Origin of the sequence: Streptomyces sp. AC602_WCS936 (assembly GCF_019049125.1) — a bacterium.
Taxonomy (GTDB): domain Bacteria; phylum Actinomycetota; class Actinomycetes; order Streptomycetales; family Streptomycetaceae; genus Streptomyces.
The window spans coordinates 259,771-278,357 of record NZ_JAGMUF010000066.1; the positions used below are offsets into that span (position 1 = coordinate 259,771).

At 73.8% G+C, this 18,587-nt stretch carries 16 protein-coding genes; 12 read left to right on the top strand and 4 right to left on the bottom strand.

Going from position 1 to position 18,587, the window contains the following annotated elements:
• Window positions 1-57: 57 nt before the first annotated feature.
• Complete coding sequence (locus tag KUM03_RS22945; protein WP_217251163.1) at window positions 58-1,596, top strand: CYTH and CHAD domain-containing protein; 1,539 nt, start codon at window positions 58-60, stop codon at window positions 1,594-1,596.
• 56 nt (window positions 1,597-1,652) lie between these two features.
• On the opposite strand, the gene KUM03_RS22950 is transcribed toward KUM03_RS22945, so the two are convergent.
• Together KUM03_RS22950 and KUM03_RS22955 are read right to left on the bottom strand one after the other, a co-directional pair.
• The gene (locus KUM03_RS22950) at window positions 1,653-2,042 is read right to left on the bottom strand and encodes a hypothetical protein (RefSeq protein WP_217251164.1); all 390 of its coding nucleotides are present in this window, start codon (window positions 2,040-2,042) and stop codon (window positions 1,653-1,655) included.
• 128 nt (window positions 2,043-2,170) lie between these two features.
• Complete coding sequence (locus KUM03_RS22955; protein ID WP_217251165.1) at window positions 2,171-3,229, bottom strand: aldo/keto reductase; 1,059 nt, start codon at window positions 3,227-3,229, stop codon at window positions 2,171-2,173.
• A 103-nt stretch (window positions 3,230-3,332) separates the two neighbouring features.
• Between KUM03_RS22955 and KUM03_RS22960 the strand changes: the two genes are divergently transcribed.
• The 11 genes from KUM03_RS22960 to KUM03_RS23010 all read left to right on the top strand — a co-directional run bounded on the left by KUM03_RS22960 (window position 3,333) and on the right by KUM03_RS23010 (window position 14,865).
• Entirely contained in the window at window positions 3,333-3,953 is a 621-nt protein-coding gene (locus KUM03_RS22960) for a TetR/AcrR family transcriptional regulator (RefSeq protein WP_217251166.1), read from the top strand.
• Window positions 3,954-4,198: 245 nt separating this feature from the next.
• A complete protein-coding gene (locus KUM03_RS22965; RefSeq protein ID WP_217251167.1) occupies window positions 4,199-4,720 on the top strand; it encodes a hypothetical protein in 522 nt (173 codons plus the stop codon).
• Window positions 4,721-5,108: 388 nt separating this feature from the next.
• The gene (locus KUM03_RS22970; RefSeq protein ID WP_217251168.1) at window positions 5,109-7,247 is read left to right on the top strand and encodes a hypothetical protein; all 2,139 of its coding nucleotides are present in this window, start codon (window positions 5,109-5,111) and stop codon (window positions 7,245-7,247) included.
• A 53-nt stretch (window positions 7,248-7,300) separates the two neighbouring features.
• Complete coding sequence (pelF, locus tag KUM03_RS22975) at window positions 7,301-8,824, top strand: GT4 family glycosyltransferase PelF (RefSeq protein ID WP_217251169.1); 1,524 nt, start codon at window positions 7,301-7,303, stop codon at window positions 8,822-8,824.
• Window positions 8,821-10,230: a hypothetical protein gene (locus KUM03_RS22980; protein WP_217251170.1), complete on the top strand. Its 1,410-nt coding sequence runs from the start codon at window positions 8,821-8,823 to the stop codon at window positions 10,228-10,230. The genes pelF and KUM03_RS22980 overlap by 4 nt, the downstream gene beginning before the upstream one ends.
• A 129-nt stretch (window positions 10,231-10,359) precedes the next feature.
• Entirely contained in the window at window positions 10,360-11,361 is a 1,002-nt protein-coding gene (locus KUM03_RS22985) for an SDR family NAD(P)-dependent oxidoreductase (protein ID WP_217251171.1), read from the top strand.
• A 33-nt stretch (window positions 11,362-11,394) separates the two neighbouring features.
• Window positions 11,395-12,108, top strand: a complete 714-nt coding sequence (locus tag KUM03_RS22990; protein ID WP_217251172.1) for a sugar phosphate nucleotidyltransferase — start codon at window positions 11,395-11,397, stop codon at window positions 12,106-12,108.
• A gap of 7 nt (window positions 12,109-12,115) precedes the next feature.
• On the top strand, window positions 12,116-13,036 hold the full coding sequence (locus tag KUM03_RS22995; protein WP_217251173.1) for an NAD(P)-dependent oxidoreductase: 921 nt from the start codon (window positions 12,116-12,118) through the stop codon (window positions 13,034-13,036).
• Window positions 13,033-13,695 carry a spherulation-specific family 4 protein gene (locus KUM03_RS23000; RefSeq protein ID WP_217251174.1) on the top strand — a complete coding sequence of 221 codons (663 nt, stop codon included), beginning with the start codon at window positions 13,033-13,035 and terminating at the stop codon, window positions 13,693-13,695. Before KUM03_RS22995 ends, KUM03_RS23000 begins: the two co-directional genes overlap by 4 nt.
• On the top strand, window positions 13,692-14,501 hold the full coding sequence (locus KUM03_RS23005) for an endo alpha-1,4 polygalactosaminidase (RefSeq protein WP_217251175.1): 810 nt from the start codon (window positions 13,692-13,694) through the stop codon (window positions 14,499-14,501). Before KUM03_RS23000 ends, KUM03_RS23005 begins: the two co-directional genes overlap by 4 nt.
• A 34-nt stretch (window positions 14,502-14,535) precedes the next feature.
• On the top strand, window positions 14,536-14,865 hold the full coding sequence (locus tag KUM03_RS23010; RefSeq protein WP_217251176.1) for an antibiotic biosynthesis monooxygenase: 330 nt from the start codon (window positions 14,536-14,538) through the stop codon (window positions 14,863-14,865).
• Window positions 14,866-14,910: 45 nt separating this feature from the next.
• Here the strand turns inward: KUM03_RS23010 and KUM03_RS23015 are convergent, their stop codons facing one another.
• Together KUM03_RS23015 and KUM03_RS23020 are read right to left on the bottom strand one after the other, a co-directional pair.
• A complete protein-coding gene (locus KUM03_RS23015; protein ID WP_217251177.1) occupies window positions 14,911-18,285 on the bottom strand; it encodes a pyruvate carboxylase in 3,375 nt (1,124 codons plus the stop codon).
• 117 nt (window positions 18,286-18,402) lie between these two features.
• The gene (locus KUM03_RS23020; protein ID WP_217251178.1) at window positions 18,403-18,582 is read right to left on the bottom strand and encodes a hypothetical protein; all 180 of its coding nucleotides are present in this window, start codon (window positions 18,580-18,582) and stop codon (window positions 18,403-18,405) included.
• Window positions 18,583-18,587: the final 5 nt, after the last annotated feature.

Genomic DNA, 18,587 nt, shown 5'->3' on the forward strand with positions numbered 1-18,587 from the left:
GCGGCACCGGCACCGCCGGGCGCGTTTGATCCGCCGGATACCGTCCAGGGTCAGAGCATGACCGAGTCGAAGTGCGAGACAGAGCGAAAGTACGAGCCGTCCTCCTCCGGCGTCGGCGGACTGCCGGACCTCACCGGTGCCGGGCCCGTGGCCTCGGTCACCGCGTCGGGGCCCGAGGAGTTGGACGCGGTGTACCACGACACCGCCGACCTGCGGCTGGCCGGCTCCTCGGCGACGTTGCGCCGGCGCACGGGCGGGCCGGACGCCGGCTGGCACCTGAAGCTGCCGCTCGCCGGGGACACGCGGGAGGAGATGCGGGCACCGCTCTCGGACGAGGTGCCGGACGTGCTGCGCGAGTTGCTCCTGTCCCGCACCCGGGGCGCGCCCCTGCGACCGGTGATGCGGATCCGGTCGACCCGTTCCGTGCGGCACCTGCGGGACGCCGAGGGCGAGGTGCTGGCGGAGCTGAGCATCGACGAGGTGCGCGCGGACTCGCTGCTGCCCGGCGGCGGCCGTGCCGAGTGGCAGGAGCTGGAGGTCGAACTCGCCGACGGCGTGGGGGCCGGGCTGCTCGACACCGTGGAGAAGAAGTTCCGCAAGAAGGGGATCAACCGGGCGGACAGCCCTTCGAAGTTCGTCCGGGCGCTGCGGGACACCGGAGCCGCGGCGGAGGGTGCGCGGCGACCCGGGCATGCCACCGCGACGACTCCGGGTTCTCCCGGCCGGTACGTGCTGGCGTACTTGGAGCGGCAGGTCGCGACCCTGGTGGCCGTGGATCCGGCCGTCCGGCGTGATCTGCCCGACGGGGTGCACCGGATGCGCGTCACCTGTCGCCGCCTGCGCAGCTGCCTGCGTTCCTACCGTTCGGTGCTGGACCGGCGGGTCACCGACCCGGTGCGCGCGGAACTGAAGTGGCTCGCCGGTGAGCTGGGGGTGGAGCGGGATCAGGAGGTGCTGCGCGAGCGCCTGACCGCCGGGCTCGCCGGGCTGCCCGGGGACCTGGTGCTCGGTCCCGCCGCCGCCCGGCTGCGGGTGTGGGACGTGTCGGGGGGCGAGGAGAGCAGGGCGCACACCCGCGAGGCACTGGCCTCGGACCGCTATCTGCGTCTCCTGGACGCGCTGGACGGTCTGCTCCGGCAGCCGCCCCTGCGCGCCGGGGCCGCGGGCAAGCCCGCCCGGACGATGGCCCGGGCGGTGCTGAAGGAGTACGACCGCCTGGCCGGGCGCGTGGAGCACGCGCTGGAACTGCCGCCGGGGGCCGATCGGGACGCGGCGCTGCACCAGGCGCGCAAGGAGGCGAAGAAGCTGCGCTACGCCACGGAGGTCGCGCGGCCGGTACTCGGCAAGCCCGTCAAGCGCCTCGGCAAGCGCGCCAAGGGGCTCCAGCAACTGCTGGGCGACCACCAGGACTCCGTCGTCGCCCAGGAGGCGCTGCGGGAACTGGCGGTGGCGGCGCACGCGGCCGGAGAGACCGCGTTCACCTGGGGAGTGCTGCTCGGCCAGGAGCGGGCGCGGGCCCGCGCGCGTGAGGAGGAGCTGCCTTCGGTGTGGCGGACGGCGTCGGATCCCGCGCTCCGGGCCGCCCTGGCGCACTGACGGCGGGCTCCGGTCGGCCGTCGAGGGGACCGGCCGCTCCCGTGCCGTCGGTCCCGTCAGGCCGCCCGCGCCCGGACCCGCGCCGCGCGTGCGGGCGCGGGCGCCGTCGCCCCGGCCCGGACGGCGGTGACACGGTGGGTGGTCCGGGCCGGGTCGGTCAGCGGCTCCCCGAGGGCGATCCGGCCGGCGGCGTACAGCCCGTCGCACTCGGCGGTGGGCAGCGCCGCGTAGCAGCCACCCCGGCCGGTCGCCGAGTCCAGTGGCCGCCAGTAGCTGTATCTGCGCCGTCCGCCCTCGCGCACGGTCACGAACACGGGGGTGCGCGCGTCCGCGACGATGCGCAGGACGTCGGCCTCGGCGGTGCTGAGCGGGCCGCACGGGCGGGGCCCGCGGCGACGGGTCGCCCGTGGGTCGGCGGTCTGCGCGTGAACGGCGGTAAGCGGCATCGGCTGCGGCCTTTCCGGGACAGGGGACTCGAGACCGCCTACCCGCTCCGGCCGGTGTTGATCTCGCTTGCCCGCATTGTTGTGCACGGCACTGACAATGGGGGCCCGCACCGCCGGGGAGCCGCGGATCAGGCCTTCGACGGGGCCACGTGGCGCAGCGGGTGGGGGTTGAGCCGGGCGAAGCCCTCCTGGCGTTCGTAGGGGAAGTACGGGTAGGGGGCGGTCCTCGCGCTCGCCGCGTCGAGTCTGGCCACCTGCTCCTCGGTCAGGCTCCAGCCGACGGCGCCGAGGTTCTGCCGCAGCTGCCCCTCGTTGCGGGCGCCGATGATGACCGACGAGACGGTCGGGCGGCGCAGCAGCCAGTTGATCGCGATCTGCGGCACGGTCCGGCCCGTCTCCTCCGCGACGGCGTCCAGGGCGTCCACCACTCGGAACAGGAGTTCGTCCGGCACGGGCGGGCCGTAGTCGGCGGTGGCGTGCAGCCGGCTGCCGGCCGGGAGCGGGGTGCCGCGGCGGATGCGGCCGGTGAGCCGGCCCCAGCCGAGCGGGCTCCAGACCACGGCACCGACGCCCTGGTCGAGACCGAGCGGCATCAGCTCCCACTCGTAGTCCCGACCGACGAGGGAGTAGTAGACCTGGTGTGCCGCGTAGCGCTGGTGTTGGTGGGTGTCGGCGTCGGCCAGGGACTTCATCAGCTGCCAGCCGCTGAAGTTGGAGACCCCGGTGTAGCGGATCTTGCCGGCCCGTACGAGGTCGTCGAGGGTGGCGAGCACCTCCTGGACCGGGGTTCCGGCGTCGAAGGCGTGCAGTTGGAAGAGATCGATGTAGTCCGTGCCGAGGCGGCGCAGGGCCCCGTCGACGGCGGTGATCAGGCGTGCGCGCGAGGTGCCCGCGTCGGCCGGACCGTCGCCGGTGGGCAGTCCGGCCTTGGTGGAGAGGATCACCTGGTCGCGCCGGCCCCGGATCGCGGCGCCGAGCACCTCCTCCGACGCTCCGCCGGAGTAGACGTCGGCGGTGTCGAACATGTTCAGCCCGGCCTCCAGGCAGATGTCCACCAGCCGGCGGGCCTCCGCGGCGTCCGTGGTGCCCCAGGCGCCGAACAGCTCACCCCGGCCACCGAAGGTGCCGGCACCGAAGCTCAGCTCGGGCACCATGAGCCCGGATGCTCCCAGTCTCCTGAATTCCATGACCGTCTCCCCTTCGTCACGCGGCAACCTAACGGGATACACATCCCGTTAAGATGCTGAGAGACTAACAGGAGTGAGCGACTAATGGAACCGGAGTACCGTTATGACGTCTGAAGCCGTGAACCCGGGCAGCGTCCGTCCCGGCGGGCGCACCGCGCGCGTACGCTCCGCCGTGCTCCGGGCCGCGGGTGACGCGCTGGCCGAGCACGGTCTGACCGGGCTCGACCTCGCCGACGTGGCCCGTCGCGCGGAGGTCGGCAGGACGACGGTCTACCGGCGCTGGGGAACTCCGGTCGCCCTCGTCGCCGACCTGCTCGCCGACATGGCGGAACAGTCGCTCCCCCGCACGGAGACCGGCACCCTCCTCGGCGACCTGCGCGCCAACGCCCGCCTCGTGCAGCGCACCCTGGCCGACCCGCGCCAGGGCGCACTCTTCAAGGCGGTGATCGCCGCCGCGACCTGTGACACCGGCGCGGCGACGGCCCTGCACCGGTTCTACGAGACCCGGGTCTCGGAGTGGGTGCCCTGCGCCCGGCAGGCCGTCGAGCGCGGCGAACTGCCCGGGGGCACCGACGCGCGCGAGGTGGTCCGCGCCGTCTCGGCGCCCCTGTACTACCGCCTGCTGACCACCGGCGAGCCGCTCGACGAGGCGGCGGCGGACCGCGCCGCCGATGCCGCCGCGGCGGCGGCGCGAGCGGGGGCCTTCGTCACCCCCACGGACTGACGGGCCGCCGGAGCGTCCGGCGGGCACCCGGAATGCGCCATTGCCGCCAGGACGCCGGACGGTCGGCACGGCGCGGGGCCGCGCAGCCCTCACCCACGCCCTGTCGTGCGCGAACGCCGACCGCCACGCCTCATGACGGTGCCGTCACAACTCCTTCACCGTATACACACTTCCAGCCGGGCCCCGTTCCGCACGTTCCGGACGGTGCAGACGGTGCGGCCTGGCCGTGCTTAATCTCCCGGGCCATGCGATCCACACGAACGAGACGCCTCGGCCTCGCCACGATCATCGCCCTCGCCCTGTTCGGCCTGGCGCCCTCCGCGAGCGCGGCCGAACCCGCCCCGGCCGAGCTGACGTTCACCACCGACGCGGCGACCACCCAGCCGGGCGGCACGGTGAACCTGTCGATGACGATCAAGAACAACAAGACGTACGACATCTGGTTCGTCTACCAGACGATCGACCCGACCTGGCTGACCACGCAGCGGCCCGACCTCAAGTACGCCTTCACCGGGTGCAGCCTGGCCTCGGAGGCCGGCGCCGTCCCGTGCACCGGCACCGGACCCGCCAACCTCGGCACCAACTACGGCGCGACCATCCCGCCCGGCCAGAGCCGCACCGTCACCCTGACCCTGCAGGTCGCCGCCGACTCCGGCTGCAACGGCAACATCGGCTTCTACTCGTACTTCTACGTCGAGTTCAGCGACAGCACGAGCGTCAACGGCGGCCCGGTCCACACGCCCGAGACCCGCGTCCTGTGCGCCTGACCGCGACGGCGCGACTGACCTGATCTCGTTCCGGCCCCGGTCGGCGCACTGGTCGAGACCACTGACACCAAGCGACCCCGGAAGCGGCGCTTCCGGGGTCGCCGCTCTCCGACTCGCAGCAGCACAGGGGCCTGATGCCCCCGTCCGCCGCGCACGGTCCGGCGTCGGCCGGCCGCTCATGGCCGTGCCCGTTCCGGGCAAATGGACACATGTGCTTTTCCGTCAAGTTCCGCGGCGGGCACACAAAAGCTCCACACGCGCATCACTATGTGACGCGACGGAAACGTCGACGACCGGCGTCTCAGGGGGGGCGACGGCGTGGTCACGGGGTGGGGTGGGCTCCGGCAGGAGCCCGTCCGCCCCTGCCCGGGGGAGGGAATCTCACCGCATGAAGCGGACCATACGCACCACGGCGCTCGCAGTGGGCGCGCTGATCGCGTCGCTCGGTCTACCGGCCGGGCCGGTGCACGCCGACGCACCGGCCCCGCGCATCGACCTGCGGGTGCTGGTCGTGAGCGACGGCGGGCCGGCCACCGACGCGATCGCCGCCGAACTGGAGACCGCGGGCACGCCGTACACGGAGGTCGACCTGCGGGACGCCGGCCGGCCCGTGATCGACGCCGGGTTCCTCGCGGACACCGTGGACGGACGTCCGCGCGCCCGGTTCCAGGCCGTCGTCCTGCCCAACGACAACCCCTTCCCGGCGGGCTCCGCCGAGATGACGGCGCTCGCCGACTACGAACGCGCCTACGAGATCCCGCAGGTCGACGCCTACACCTACGCCCGCCCCGAGGTCGGACTCCAGCCCGCCGTCGGCACCGGGTACGCCGGCAGCGTGGACGGCGTCCGCGCGGAGGTGACCGAGGCGGGGCTGTCCGGACCCTTCGGGTACCTGGACGCAACGGTGCCGTTCGAGGACAACTCCCCCACCGTGGGCGAGTCCTACGCCTACCTCTCGACACCCGCGCCCGGCGCCGACTTCGTGCCCTACGTCCAGGCCGCGATCCCGGGGCGGCCCACGAAGGGCTCCCTGGTCGGCGAGTACCGGCACGACGGGCGGCGCGAACTGGTCGTCACCTTCGTCTACAACCAGCACCAGCAGCAGTTCCGGCTGCTGGCCCGGGGCATCGTGGAGTGGATGACCGGCGGCGTCCACCTGGGCGCCGACCGCAACTACTTCGCCGTGCACGTGGACGACGTCTTCGCGGCCGACGACCGCTGGGACACCGAGCTGAACTGCACGCCGGGCGACGTGGACTGCCCGCCGGGCGAGGGCACACCGAACCCGATCCGCATGGTCCCGGCCGACGTCGACCACGCCACCGCCTGGCAGGAGAGCCGGGACTTCACCCTCGACCTCGCCTACAACGGCTCCGGGAGCGTCGACCACCGGCAGGACAACGGCGGCGCGGACCCGCTCGCCGACAAGCTGATCGCCGACCGGGCCCGGTTCCGCTGGATCAACCACACCTACACGCACGCCTTCCTGGGCTGCCGGCAGGACGTCACCGTCGTCCCGTGGAAGTGCGCGACCGACCCCGACGGCAGCACCCTGTGGGTGAGCCGTAACGAGATCGCCGACGAGATCGCCACCAACCGCGTCTGGGGCGAACGCGCCGGACTGCCGCTGGAGAACGACGAGTTGGTGACCGGCGAGCACTCCGGCCTGAAGGTCACCCCGCAGCAGCCCGAGGACAACCCGAACCTGGGCCCCGCCCTCACGGACACCGGCATCGCCTGGCTCGCCTCGGACAACTCCCGCGACCCCGTCCAGCGGCGGGTCGGCAGCGCCACGACGGTCTCCCGCCACCCGATGAACGTCTTCTACAACGCGGGCCGGGCGGCCGAGCAGGTCGACGAGTACAACTGGATCTACACCAGCCGCGCCCAGGGCGGCAGCGGCATCTGCGAGGACAACCCCGCGACGTCCACCTGCCTGTCCGCCCCGCTGGACCCGGCCACCGGCTACGCCGGGCACATCGTGCCGCTGGAGACCCGCATCGCGCTCGGGCACGTCCTGTCCAACGATCCCAGGCCGCACTTCATCCACCAGTCGAACCTCGCCGAGGACCGCATCGCCTACCCCGTCCTGGACGGCGTACTGGAGGGCTACGACAGTCTGTTCGCCGACAGCGCGCCCGTGGTGAACCTACGCATGGCGGACCTCGGCGTCGAGATGCAGCGCCGCGCCGCCTGGCGGGACGCGGTCGACGCCGGGCAGGTCACCGCCTACCGCGTCGGCGACACCGTCACCGTGCGGGCACCCGACGGGGTGGCCGTGACGGCGACGATGCCCGAGGGCACCCGGCGGGGCGGCACGGGCTTCGGCGACGCCTACGCCGGCGCACTCTCGGGCTGGACGCCCGCGTCCGGCGGGACGCTCGCCCTCACCCTGCCGTCCTCGGCCGCCCTGCCCGGCGACGGAGCCACCCCTCCGGCCGACCCCGGCACCGTCGCTTCCACCGCGCCCCGCACCCGGGTGCCGGCCGGCGTGACCGACCCGGTGCCCTACGGCGCACAGCGCTGAGCACGGCACGTCACCGAAGGACCGCACACCCACCTCGGCCGTGGAGCACAGCCATGCACGTTCCCCACGGCGCGCGACGCTCCGGCGCGTCGCGCGTCACCCTGCTCACCGAAGGCACCTACCCGCACAGTCACGGCGGCGTGAGCGTCTGGTGCGACCAGCTCGTCACCGGCATGCCCGACCTCGACTTCGACGTCATAGCCGTCACCGGCACCGGCCGTGAACCCCTGGTCTGGGACGTCCCCGCGCACGTCGGCCGGGTCGTCTCCGTCCCCATGTGGGGACCCGCTCCGCAGGGGCGCGCTCCCCGTGGGCGCCGGGCCGGCCGGCTCGCCGCCGACTACGAGCGGTTCGTCACCGCACTGCTCGATCCGCGTGCCGAGGACGGGTTCGCTCCCGCCCTCTACCGGCTGGCGCGGGCCGCCGCGGACGGCGTGCTCAGCCCGTTCCTGCGGGGCGACCGGGCGATCTCCGTCCTCACGTCGGTCTGGAACCGGCCGGGGCTGCCCGTGCGCGAGGCCCGGCCCACCCTGCACGACGCGGTGACCGCGACCGCGCTGCTGGAGCACGCCCTGCGTCCGCTGGCGGCGCCGTACCCCGAACAGGGCGTGGCGCACGCGGTCAGCGGCGGTGTCGCCGTGCTGCCGGGCCTGGCCGGGCTGGAACGCCACGGGGTGCCCCTGCTGCTGACGGAGCACGGCGTCTACCTGCGCGAGCGCTACCTCGGCTACCGCACCGCCCCCTACCGCTGGCCGGTGAAAGCGCTCCTGCTGGGCTTCTTCCGGCTGCTGGCCGAGGAGAGCTACCGCCGGGCCGCCCTGATCACCCCGGGCAACCGCTACAACCGGCTGTGGGAGGAACAGGGCGGCGCGGCACCGGAGTCCATACGCACGGTCTACAACGGCGTCGACCCGGCGGCGTTCCCGCCCGCCGGACCCGAGCCCGCGCGGCCCGTGCTCAGCTGGGCCGGACGGGTCGACCCGATCAAGGACCTGGAGACCCTGATACGGGCGTTCGCCCTGGTGCGGGCCGAACTGCCCGACGCCAGGCTGCGGTTGTTCGGCGGCACGCCACGCGGCGGCGAGGCCTACCGGGCGCGCTGCGAGGCGCTGGCGGCGGAGCTCGGGCACGGTGACGCGGTCGCCTTCGAGGGCCGGGTCGAGGACATCAAGGACGCCTACGCCGCCGGGAACGTGGTGATGCTGTCCAGCATCAGCGAGGGTTTCCCGTTCACGCTGATCGAGGCCATGTCGTGCGGGCGGGCGACGGTCTCCACGGACGTCGGCGGCGTCCGGGAGGCGGTCGGCGGCGCCGGGCTCGTGGTACCGCCGCGCGACCCGGCCGCCATGGCCGCCGCGGCACTGGAGCTGCTGCGCGACGCCGGGCGGCGCCGGGCGATGGGCGAGGCGGCCCGGCTGAGGGTGATCGAGCAGTTCACCCTCCGCCAGACCATCGACACCTTCCGGTCGATCTACCTGGAACTGTCGGCGTTCGGCGGCGCGGCCGCGCCCGTGTCCGTCGCCGACGGCGCGTTCGCCGCGGCGGGCGGGACAGCGGTGGGGAGTGCGACGGGATGAGCGGACCCATGGCCCTCGAACCGGGCGGCCCGGAACAGGACACGCTGGCGCTCCGGCTGGCGACCGAACGCGCCCCCGCCGTGCGCGCGTCCGACCAGCACACGCTCGCCCTGGTCCGTCCCGGCCACGACGCCCGGCGCGAAGCGGTCGACCGGCTGGCCGCCGAACTCGCCGACCGCGTCGCGCCCGCCGTCCATCCGTACGAGGTGGCCGCGCTGCTGGAGTCCGAGGGGCTGACCGGCGAGGTGATCGCGGACCGGTACGGGCACCGCGACCTGTTCTCGCTCGCGACGGCGCTGTACGAGCGGGTGCCGCGCAGCTTCCCGGACCCCCCGCGCCCCGCCGACCTCTGGCGGCCCGACCACGTGCGGTGCGCGCTGCGGGGCGCGTTGTTCGCGCTGCCGGGTCTGGCCTACGCGCTCGCGGGGCACCTGCTGCCCGCGCAGGGGACGGTGCGGGCCCTGGTGGTGGCCGGCCTCCTGTCCTGGGCGTGGAACCAGGCGCTGGGCCACCGGGCGTACCTGCGCCTGACGACCGGGCGGCGGGAGGCGGGCCGCACCCTGGTGAAGGGGGCTCCCGCGGGTGCCGTCGCGGCGACGGCGGCCGGGGTGGCCCTCGCCGGGTCCGGTGCGGCGGCCCTGTCGGTGGCGGTCCAGTCGGGGTACCTCGCGGCGGCCGGAGTGCTGCTGGTGCTGGGCCGGGAGCGGCTCCTGCTGGCGGCGCTCGCTCCGGTGATCGCGGGTGCGGCGACGCTGCCGTGGTGGGACCCCGGTGACGTCCTGCGGGTGGGGCTGCCGCTGCTGTCGCTCCTCGGCGCGGTGACCGCGGCGGGGTGGGCGCTGCGCGGCGCGCTCGTCGCCGCGCCGGTCCCGAACGCCGCCCGCCCGCACCCGCTGAGTTCGCTGCCGTACGGCCTGTTCGGGTTGGCCGCCGGGTCGCTGGTGTTCCTGGCGGGCCGTCATCATCCGTGGGCGGTGGTCGTGCTGACGCTGAGCATGGGGCCGGCGGAGTGGCTGCTGTACCGGTACCGGGGTCTGTCGGTGGCCGCGCTGCGGAGCACCGCCACCCCCGCCGGTTTCCGGGTGCGGTCCGCCGCCGTCCTCGCCGGCTGCCTGCTGGCCTACCTCGGTCCGCTGCTGCCCGCCGCGCTCCTGGTGGACGCCGATCCCGTCACGCTGCTGCTGCTCGCGGCGGTGCTGTGGACGTCCCTGCTGCTCCAGGCCTTCGGCGTGGCCTGGCTGCCGGCCCTCCTGTGCCTGACGGCAGCCGCCGGCGCCGGCACGGCCCTGCTGGCCGGGCTCCCGCCGGGTCCGGCGACGGCCCTGGCCCTGTGCTGCGGCGGCGCGGCGCTCTGCCTGACGGCGGCCGTGCTGCGGCTGCTGGGCCGGCCGGCGGCCCATGCGTGAGGCCGCGGCGCGACCGGCGTACCGCCGCCGGGTCCGCGCGGGCCGCTCCCCGCACCCGGTCACCCAGCGACCCACTCATCCATACACCCACCGATCCGCCGACCGATCCACCGACCGGAAGGACCCCGCGTGACCGCCACACCGCTCGCCGCCGTCACCGGAGCCGAGGGCTTCATCGGCTCCCACCTCACCGAGGCGCTGGTCGCCTCCGGGCACCGGGTGAGGGCCATGGCGCAGTACAACTCCTTCTCCTCCTACGGCTGGCTGGAGACCCTCTCCCCCGACGTCCTCGACCAGGTCGAGATCGTCCTCGGCGACGTCCGCGACCCCGGCTCGGTCCGCCACCTCGTCGAGGGCGCCGACTGCGTCTACCACCTGGCCGCCCTCATCGCGATCCCGTACTCCTACCAGGCACCGCACAGCTACGTGGACACCAACGTCACCGGCACCCTGAACGTGCTGGAGGCCGTGCGCGCCCAGGGCACGCCCCGGCTGGTGCACACCTCCACCAGCGAGACCTACGGCACCGCGCGGACCGTGCCGATCACCGAGGACCACCCGATCCACACCCAGTCGCCGTACGCCGCGTCCAAGGCGGGCGGCGACCGGCTGGCGGACAGCTACCACGCCAGTTTCGACACGCCGGTGGTGACGCTGCGGCCGTTCAACACCTACGGGCCCCGCCAGTCCATGCGGGCGGTGATCCCGACGGTCATCGGCCAGGTGGCGGCCGGGGAGCGGACGATCACCCTCGGGGACCTGCGCCCCACCCGGGACTTCACCTTCGTCAAGGACACCGCGCAGGCGTTCCTCGCGGTCGGCACCGCGCCCGCCGAGCGGGTCGTGGGCCGTACGTTCAACGCCGGTACCGGCGGTGAGATCTCCGTCGGCGACCTGGTCGCGCTCATCGGCAAGGTGATGGACACCGCGCTCGACGTGCGGGAGGACGAGCGGCGGCTGCGGCCCGCGAACTCCGAGGTGATGCGGCTGGTCGCGGACGCGACCCGGCTGCGCGGGGCGACCGGCTGGGCCCCGGCTCACGACCTGGTGCAGGGCCTCGCGCAGACCGTGGAGTTCTTCCGCGACCCGGCCAACCTCGCCCGCTACAAGACCGGCATCTACAACATCTGACCACGACCGGCACGTTGACCGAGGGGGAACCTCATGCACGCAGTGATCCTGGCCGGCGGCAAGGGCGTCCGGCTGCGGCCCTACACCACCGCGCTGCCCAAGCCGCTCGTACCCATCGGCGACCAGCACGCCATCCTGGAGATCGTCCTGCGCCAGCTCGCCTCGGCCGGCTTCACCGGCTGCACCATCGCGATAGGCCACCTCGGCGAGATCATCCGCGCCTACGTCGGCGACGGCTCGCAGTGGGGCCTGACCGTCGACTACGCGACCGAGGAGAGTCCGCTGGGGACCATGGGCCCGCTGCTCACCATGCGCGAGCGGCTGCCGGAGCACTTCCTGGTGATGAACGGCGACATCCTCACCGACCTCGACTACGCCGACGTACTGGACCGGCACCGCTCCTCGGCCGCGCAGCTGACCATCGCCACGTACGCGCGCAAGGTGCACATCGACTTCGGTGTCCTGACCACGGACGCGAGCAGGGTCGTCGCCTTCACCGAGAAGCCGAGCATGGACTACCGCGTCTCCATGGGCGTGTACGGCCTGTCCCGGTCGACGCTCGACGGGTACACGGCCGGACTGCCTCTGGGTTTCGACGAGTTGGTGCTCGACCTGCTGAAGTCGGGCAACCCGCCGCACGCCTACGACTTCGACGGCTACTGGCTCGACATCGGTCGCCCCGACGACTACGACCGGGCCAACGCCGAGTTCACCAGCCGCAAGTCCCTGCTGCTCAAGGGAGCCTGAGCACCGCATGCGCATCCTCGTCCTGGGTTCCACCGGATATCTGGGCGGCCATGTCGCCGAGCGGCTGCGCGCCCTGCCCGGCGCGCGGGTCCTCGGCGGGGGCCGCTCCCCCGCCGCCGACCTGCCCGTCGACCTGGCCACCGACACCGTCGAACGGCTCACGGAGGTGCTGGCGGCGGCGGACGTCGACACCGTGGTCAACTGCGCGGGCGCGACCGGCGGTGATCCGGTGACGCTCGCGGAGCTCAACGCCCGCGGGCCGGCCGTGCTGTGCGCGGCGCTGCGCCGGGCACGTCCCGCGGCCCGCCTGGTCCACCTGGGGTCGGCCGCCGAGTACGGTCCGGGCACCGACCGGGTCGCCGTCCCGGAGTCGGCCCCGACCCGGCCCCTGACCGCCTACGGCGCCACCAAGTTGGCGGGCACCGTCACCGTCGCCGCCTCGGAGCTGGACGCCGTGGTCCTGCGGGTCGGCAACCCGGTGGGGCCCGGCGCGCCGGCCACCGGTCTGCCCGGCCGGGTCACCGGCCTGCTGCGCGCGGCGGGCACGGACCCGGACGCGGTGCTGCGGCTGGGCGACCTGTCGGCGTACCGGGACTTCGTCGACGTACGCGACGTCGCGCGGGCCGCCGAGCGCGCGGTCACCGCCACCGGGCCGCTGCCGTCCGTGCTGAACGTCGGCGGCGGCGAGGCCGTGCCGGTGCGCCGGCTGGTGCGGACGCTCGCGGGCATCGCCGGCTTCCGCGGCCGGATCGAGGAACAGGGCGCGGGCTCGGCGCGATCGGAGCAGGTGTCCTGGCAGTGCTCCGACATCAGCGCCGCCCGCACCGCCCTCGACTGGCGGCCGTCGTACTCGCTGGACGAGTCGCTGGCCGCCCTGTGGTCGGCCGGCGCCCCGTCCCGGCCCCTGGAAGGCGACCGTCCGTCGTGAGCCTGCTGATCCCGCTGTACGTCCACCCGGCCGAGGACCCGGGCTCGTGGCACCGGCTCATCACGGCGGCCGACCGCACGTACGGGGTCGTCCTCAACCCCGCGAACGGTCCGGGTGACGTGCCCGACCCCGCCTTCGCCTCGGTGGCCGGCGCGCTGCGCGCGGCGGGCGCCCGGCTGCTCGGTTACGTCGACACGGACTACGGCACGCGTGCGGCGGCCGAGGTCGCCGAGGACGCCCGGCGGCACCGGGAGTGGTACGGGGCCGACGGGTGCTTCCTGGACCGGGTGAGTTCGGCGGCGACCGAACTCGCCGCGTACCGGGCGACGGTGCGCGCGCTGCGCCGGCGGGGCTCGACGACCGTCGTGCTCAATCCGGGGGTCCACCCCGCACCGGGTTACGCGCGGATCGCGGATCTCCTCGTCACCTTCGAGGGGCCCTGGTCGGTGTACGTGTCCGCGTTCAGCCGGCCGGACTGGACACTGCGGCACCGGCCGGAGCGGTTCTGCCACCTGGTGTACGGGGTGCCCGAGGCGCTGGCCCCGCTCGCCGTGCGCACCGCGCGCGAGCGTGGCGCGGCGGTGTCCGGGCCGGTTCCGGGAGAGCTGCCCAATCCGTGGGCGCGGCTGACTCCCGTACTGACCGGGGCGCAGTCGTGAGGCGGGGCGGACGGGCGTTCGCGGCGACGCTGGCCGCACTGGCCGCCCTGGTGGTGGCCGGGTGTTCCGGTACGGACGGTCCGCCGCCACCGGAGCCGTCCGCCACCGAGGTGTGGCGGCCCCGGCCGGGACTGGCCTGGCAGTGGCAGCTCGACGGGCGGGTCGACCCGTCGGCCGACGTCCCGGTCTACGACATCGACGGCTTCGAGAACGACGCCGCCGACGTGGCCCGGCTGCACCGGGCCGGCCGCAAGGTGATCTGCTACGTCAACGTGGGTGCCTGGGAGGACTTCCGTCCCGACCGGGACGCCTTTCCCCGGTCCGTGCTGGGCGAGCCCAACGGCTGGCGGGGCGAGCGCTGGCTGGACATCCGCCGGCTGTCCGTACTGCGGCCGATCATGGAGCGGCGGTTCGACATGTGCCGGGACAAGGGCTTCGACGCGGTGGAGGCCGACCTGGTGGAGGGCTACGGCGACGAGACCGGCTTCCCGCTGACCGCCCGGGACCAGCTGGCGTACAACCGCATGATCGCCGCCATCGCCCACGAGCGCGGTCTCGCGGTGGGCCTGAAGAACGACCTGCCGCAGATTCCGCAGCTCGTGGACGACTTCGACTTCGCCGTCAACGAGCAGTGCGCCGAGTACGGCGAGTGCGCGCGGCTCGCTCCGTTCGTGGCGGCGGGCAAGGCGGTCTTCCACGTGGAGTACGGCGAGCCGACCCGGCGCTTCTGTGCCGAGTCGCGCAGGCTCGGGCTGTCGTCGATGCGGAAGCGGCCGGAGCTCGGGGTCTGGCGCGAGCCGTGCTGACGGCGGCGCCGTGGGCATGGGGCAGGATGGGGCCATGAGCGTAGTCAAGATCAACGTACTGACCGTCCCCGCCGAGCAGCGCGAGACGCTGGAGAAGCGCTTCGCCTCGCGGGCCCATGCGGTCGAGAGCTCCGACGGCTTCGAGTGGTTCGAGCTGCTGCGGCCGGTGGAGGGCACCGACAACTACCTCGTCTACACGCGGTGGCGCGACGAGGCGTCGTTCCAGGCGTGGATGGAGGGTCCGATGAAGGCGGCCCACCAGGGCGGCGGTTCGGAGGGCGGGGAGCGGCCGAAGCCCGCGGCGAGCGGGTCCACGGTGTGGTCGTTCGAGGTGGTGCAGCAGGCGGCGCCGAAGGAGGCGTGAGGCGGGCGGTGGCGGCCCCGGTCCGGCCGGGGCCGCCACCGTTCCTCAGCCGAGCTGTACGAGGAGGTCGCCGCCCTCGACCTGCTGGATGCGGTTGATGGCGAGCCTGCTGACCGTGCCGGACTTCGGGGCGGTGATGGTGGCCTCCATCTTCATCGCCTCGATGGTGGCCACCGTGGCGCCGGCCTCGACCTCGTCCCCCTCGGCGACGGCGAGGGTGACCACACCGGCGAACGGCGCCGCGACGTGGCCGGGGTTCGACCGGTCGGCCTTCTCGGTGACCGGGACGTCGGAGGCCGCCGACCGGTCGCGGACCTGGATCGGGCGGAGCTGCCCGTTCAGCGAGGACATCACGGTGCGCATGCCCCGCTCGTCGGCGTCGCCGACCGCCTGGAGTTCGATCAGCAGCCGGACGCCCGGGTCGAGGTCGACCGTGTACTCCGTGCCGGGGCGCAGCCCGTAGAAGAAGTCCTTGCTGTCCAGGACGCTGGTGTCGCCGAACGAGGCCCGGTGAGTGTCGAACTCGCGCGCCGGGCCGGGGAACAGCAGCCGGTTCAGGGTCGCCCGGCGCTCCTTGGCCAGCCCGGTGCGGTCGTCGGCGGACAGCTCCGGCACCGGCTTGGCGTCGGCACGGCCGCGCAGCGCCTTGGTGCGGAAGGGCTCGGGCCAGCCGCCGGGCGGGGTGCCCAGCTCGCCGCGGAGGAAGCCGATGACGGAGTCGGGGATGTCGAACCGGTCCGGTTCCGCCTCGAAGTCGGCCGGGGAGACGCCCGCGCCCACCAGGTGCAGGGCCAGGTCGCCGACCACCTTGGACGAGGGGGTGACCTTCACCAGGCGGCCCAGCATCCGGTCGGCGGCGGCGTACATGGCCTCGATGTCCTCGAAGCGGTCGCCGAGGCCGAGCGCGATGGCCTGGGTGCGCAGGTTGGAGAGCTGGCCGCCGGGGATCTCGTGGTGGTAGACGCGGCCGGTGGGTGCGGCGAGGCCCGCCTCGAAGGGGGCGTAGACCTTGCGGACGCTCTCCCAGTACGGCTCGAGGTCGCCGACGGCCTGGAGGTCGAGGCCGGTGGGCCGCTCGGTGTGGTCGGTGGCGGCGACGATCGCTGACAGGGACGGCTGCGAGGTGGTGCCCGCCATGGACGCCACGGCTCCGTCGACCGCGTCGGCGCCCGCCTGGACGGCGGCGAGGTAGGTGGCGAGCTGGCCGCCGGTGGTGTCGTGGGTGTGCAGGTGCACCGGCAGGTCGAACTCCCGGCGCAGGGCGGACACCAGGGTCGCGGCGGCCGGGGCGCGCAGCAGGCCGGCCATGTCCTTGATCGCCAGAATATGTGCGCCCGCGTCCACGATCTGCTCGGCGAGCCGCAGGTAGTAGTCGAGGGTGTAGAGCCGCTCGGACGGGTCGGACAGGTCGGCGGTGTAGCACAGGGCGACCTCGGCGACGGAGGTGCCTGTCTGGCGCACGGCGTCGATGGCGGGGCGCATCTGGTCGACGTCGTTGAGGGCGTCGAAGATGCGGAAGACGTCGATGCCGGTGGCCGCGGCCTCCTGGACGAAGGCGTCGGTCACCTCGGTCGGGTACGGGGTGTAGCCGACGGTGTTGCGGCCGCGCAGCAGCATCTGGAGGCAGAGGTTGGGCACGGCCTCGCGCAGGGCGGCCAGGCGCTCCCAGGGGTCCTCGGCGAGGAAGCGCAGGGCGACGTCGTAGGTGGCGCCGCCCCAGCACTCCAGGGACAGCAGCTGGGGCAGGGTGTGGGCGACGACCGGGGCGACGGCGAGCATGTCCTTGGTGCGGACCCGGGTGGCGAGCAGCGACTGGTGGGCATCGCGGAAGGTGGTGTCGGTGACGCCGATGGTGGGCGACTCGCGCAGCCAGCGGGCGAAGCCGTCGGGGCCGAGCTCGGTCAGCCGCTGCCGGGAGCCGGCCGGGGGGTCGCCCGCGGGTGCGGTCGGCAGCTTGGTCAGGGGGTCGGCAAGTTGGGGGCGTTCGCCGTGCGGCTTGTTGACCGTGACGTCGGCGAGGTAGGTGAGCAGCTTGGTGCCGCGGTCGGCGGAGTGGCGGGAGGTGAGCAGGTGCGGGCGCTGCTCGATGAAGGACGTGGTGACCCGGCCGGCCTGGAAGTCCGGGTCGTCCAGCACCGCCTGGAGGAAGGGGATGTTGGTGGCGACGCCGCGGATGCGGAACTCGGCCACGGCGCGTCGGGCGCGGTTGACCGCGGTGGTGAAGTCACGGCCGCGGCAGGAGAGTTTCACCAGCATCGAGTCGAAGTGGGCGCTGATCTCGGTGCCGGCGTGGGTGGTGCCGCCGTCGAGGCGGATGCCGGAGCCGCCCGGTGAGCGGTAGGCGCTGATCTGCCCGGTGTCCGGGCGGAAGCCGTTGGCGGGGTCCTCGGTGGTGATACGGCACTGGAGGGCGGCGCCGCGCAGGGTGATGTTCTCCTGGGCGAGGCCGAGGTCGGCGAGCGTCTCGCCGGCGGCGATGCGCAGTTGGGACTGGACCAGGTCGACGTCGGTGACCTCCTCGGTGACCGTGTGCTCGACCTGGATGCGCGGGTTCATCTCGATGAAGACGTGGTTGCCGTCGCGGTCGACGAGGAACTCGACGGTGCCGGCGTTGCGGTAGCCGATCTGCCGGGCGAAGTTGACGGCGTCGGCGCAGATCCGCGTCCGCAGCTCCGGGTCGAGGTTGGGGGCGGGCGCCAGCTCGATGACCTTCTGGTGGCGGCGCTGCACCGAGCAGTCCCGCTCGAAGAGGTGGATCACGTCGCCCTCGCCGTCGGCGAGGATCTGCACCTCGATGTGGCGCGGTTCGACGACCGCCTTCTCCAGGAAGACGGTGGAGTCGCCGAAGGCGGAGGCGGCTTCCCGGGACGCGGCCTCGATGGCCTCGCGCAGCTGCGCGGGTTCCTCGACGCGGCGCATGCCGCGACCGCCGCCGCCCGCGACGGCCTTGACGAACACGGGGAAGCCGATGTCGTCGGCGGCGCGGACGAGTTCGTCCACGTCGGTGGAGGGCGCGGAGGACCCGAGTACCGGTACGCCGGCCTCGCGGGCGGCGGCGACGGCGCGGGCCTTGTTGCCGGTCAGTTCGAGGATCCGCGCGCTCGGTCCGACGAAGGTGATGCCGGCTTCCTCGCAGGCGCGGGCGAGTTCGGGATTCTCGGAGAGGAATCCGTAGCCCGGGTAGACGGCGTCGGCTCCGGCGCGGAGGGCCGCGCGGACGATCTCCTCCACGGAGAGGTACGCGCGCACCGGGTGGCCCGGCTCCCCGATCTCGTAGGCCTCGTCGGCCTTCAGTCGGTGCAGCGAGTTGCGGTCCTCGTGCGGGAAGACGGCGACCGTGCGCGCGCCGAGCTCGTAGCCCGCACGGAACGCGCGGATCGCGATCTCACCGCGGTTGGCGACCAGCACCTTGCGGAACATTCTTGATCCCTTCAGCCTGCCGGGTGACGAGACCATGGTGTCGGCGCCGCCTCCGGTACGCCATGTGAGCCGGGCCACTCACTGTCCGGTGTCCGGCCGTGTGAGGTCGCGGTCGCGTCAGACGTCGGAGTCGATTCCGGTGACGATCGTGGGACCGAGCGGCGCGCTGCCGGTGAGGCGGCTGGTGAAGGTGCCGTCGTCGTTGACCGAGAGGGCGTCGAGCTCGTGGTGCCCTGGACCGCGCCGGTGAACGTGCCCGGCACCGAGATGACGTACGTCGTCATGGCACTCCGCCACGGGAC

What these genes read in the sequence shown, in the direction of transcription:
- KUM03_RS22960 (WP_217251166.1), top strand. Translation starts at nt 3,333, where the DNA reads ATGACGTCTGAAGCCGTGAACCCGGGCAGCGTCCGTCCCGGCGGGCGC.
- KUM03_RS22990 (WP_217251172.1), top strand. Translation starts at nt 11,395, where the DNA reads ATGCACGCAGTGATCCTGGCCGGCGGCAAGGGCGTCCGGCTGCGGCCC.
- KUM03_RS22945 (WP_217251163.1), top strand. Translation starts at nt 58, where the DNA reads ATGACCGAGTCGAAGTGCGAGACAGAGCGAAAGTACGAGCCGTCCTCC.
- KUM03_RS23015 (WP_217251177.1), bottom strand. Translation starts at nt 18,285, where the DNA reads ATGTTCCGCAAGGTGCTGGTCGCCAACCGCGGTGAGATCGCGATCCGC.
- KUM03_RS22980 (WP_217251170.1), top strand. Translation starts at nt 8,821, where the DNA reads ATGAGCGGACCCATGGCCCTCGAACCGGGCGGCCCGGAACAGGACACG.
- KUM03_RS22995 (WP_217251173.1), top strand. Translation starts at nt 12,116, where the DNA reads ATGCGCATCCTCGTCCTGGGTTCCACCGGATATCTGGGCGGCCATGTC.
- KUM03_RS22955 (WP_217251165.1), bottom strand. Translation starts at nt 3,229, where the DNA reads ATGGAATTCAGGAGACTGGGAGCATCCGGGCTCATGGTGCCCGAGCTG.
- pelF (WP_217251169.1), top strand. Translation starts at nt 7,301, where the DNA reads ATGCACGTTCCCCACGGCGCGCGACGCTCCGGCGCGTCGCGCGTCACC.
- KUM03_RS22970 (WP_217251168.1), top strand. Translation starts at nt 5,109, where the DNA reads ATGAAGCGGACCATACGCACCACGGCGCTCGCAGTGGGCGCGCTGATC.
- KUM03_RS22965 (WP_217251167.1), top strand. Translation starts at nt 4,199, where the DNA reads ATGCGATCCACACGAACGAGACGCCTCGGCCTCGCCACGATCATCGCC.
- KUM03_RS23010 (WP_217251176.1), top strand. Translation starts at nt 14,536, where the DNA reads ATGAGCGTAGTCAAGATCAACGTACTGACCGTCCCCGCCGAGCAGCGC.
- KUM03_RS22950 (WP_217251164.1), bottom strand. Translation starts at nt 2,042, where the DNA reads ATGCCGCTTACCGCCGTTCACGCGCAGACCGCCGACCCACGGGCGACC.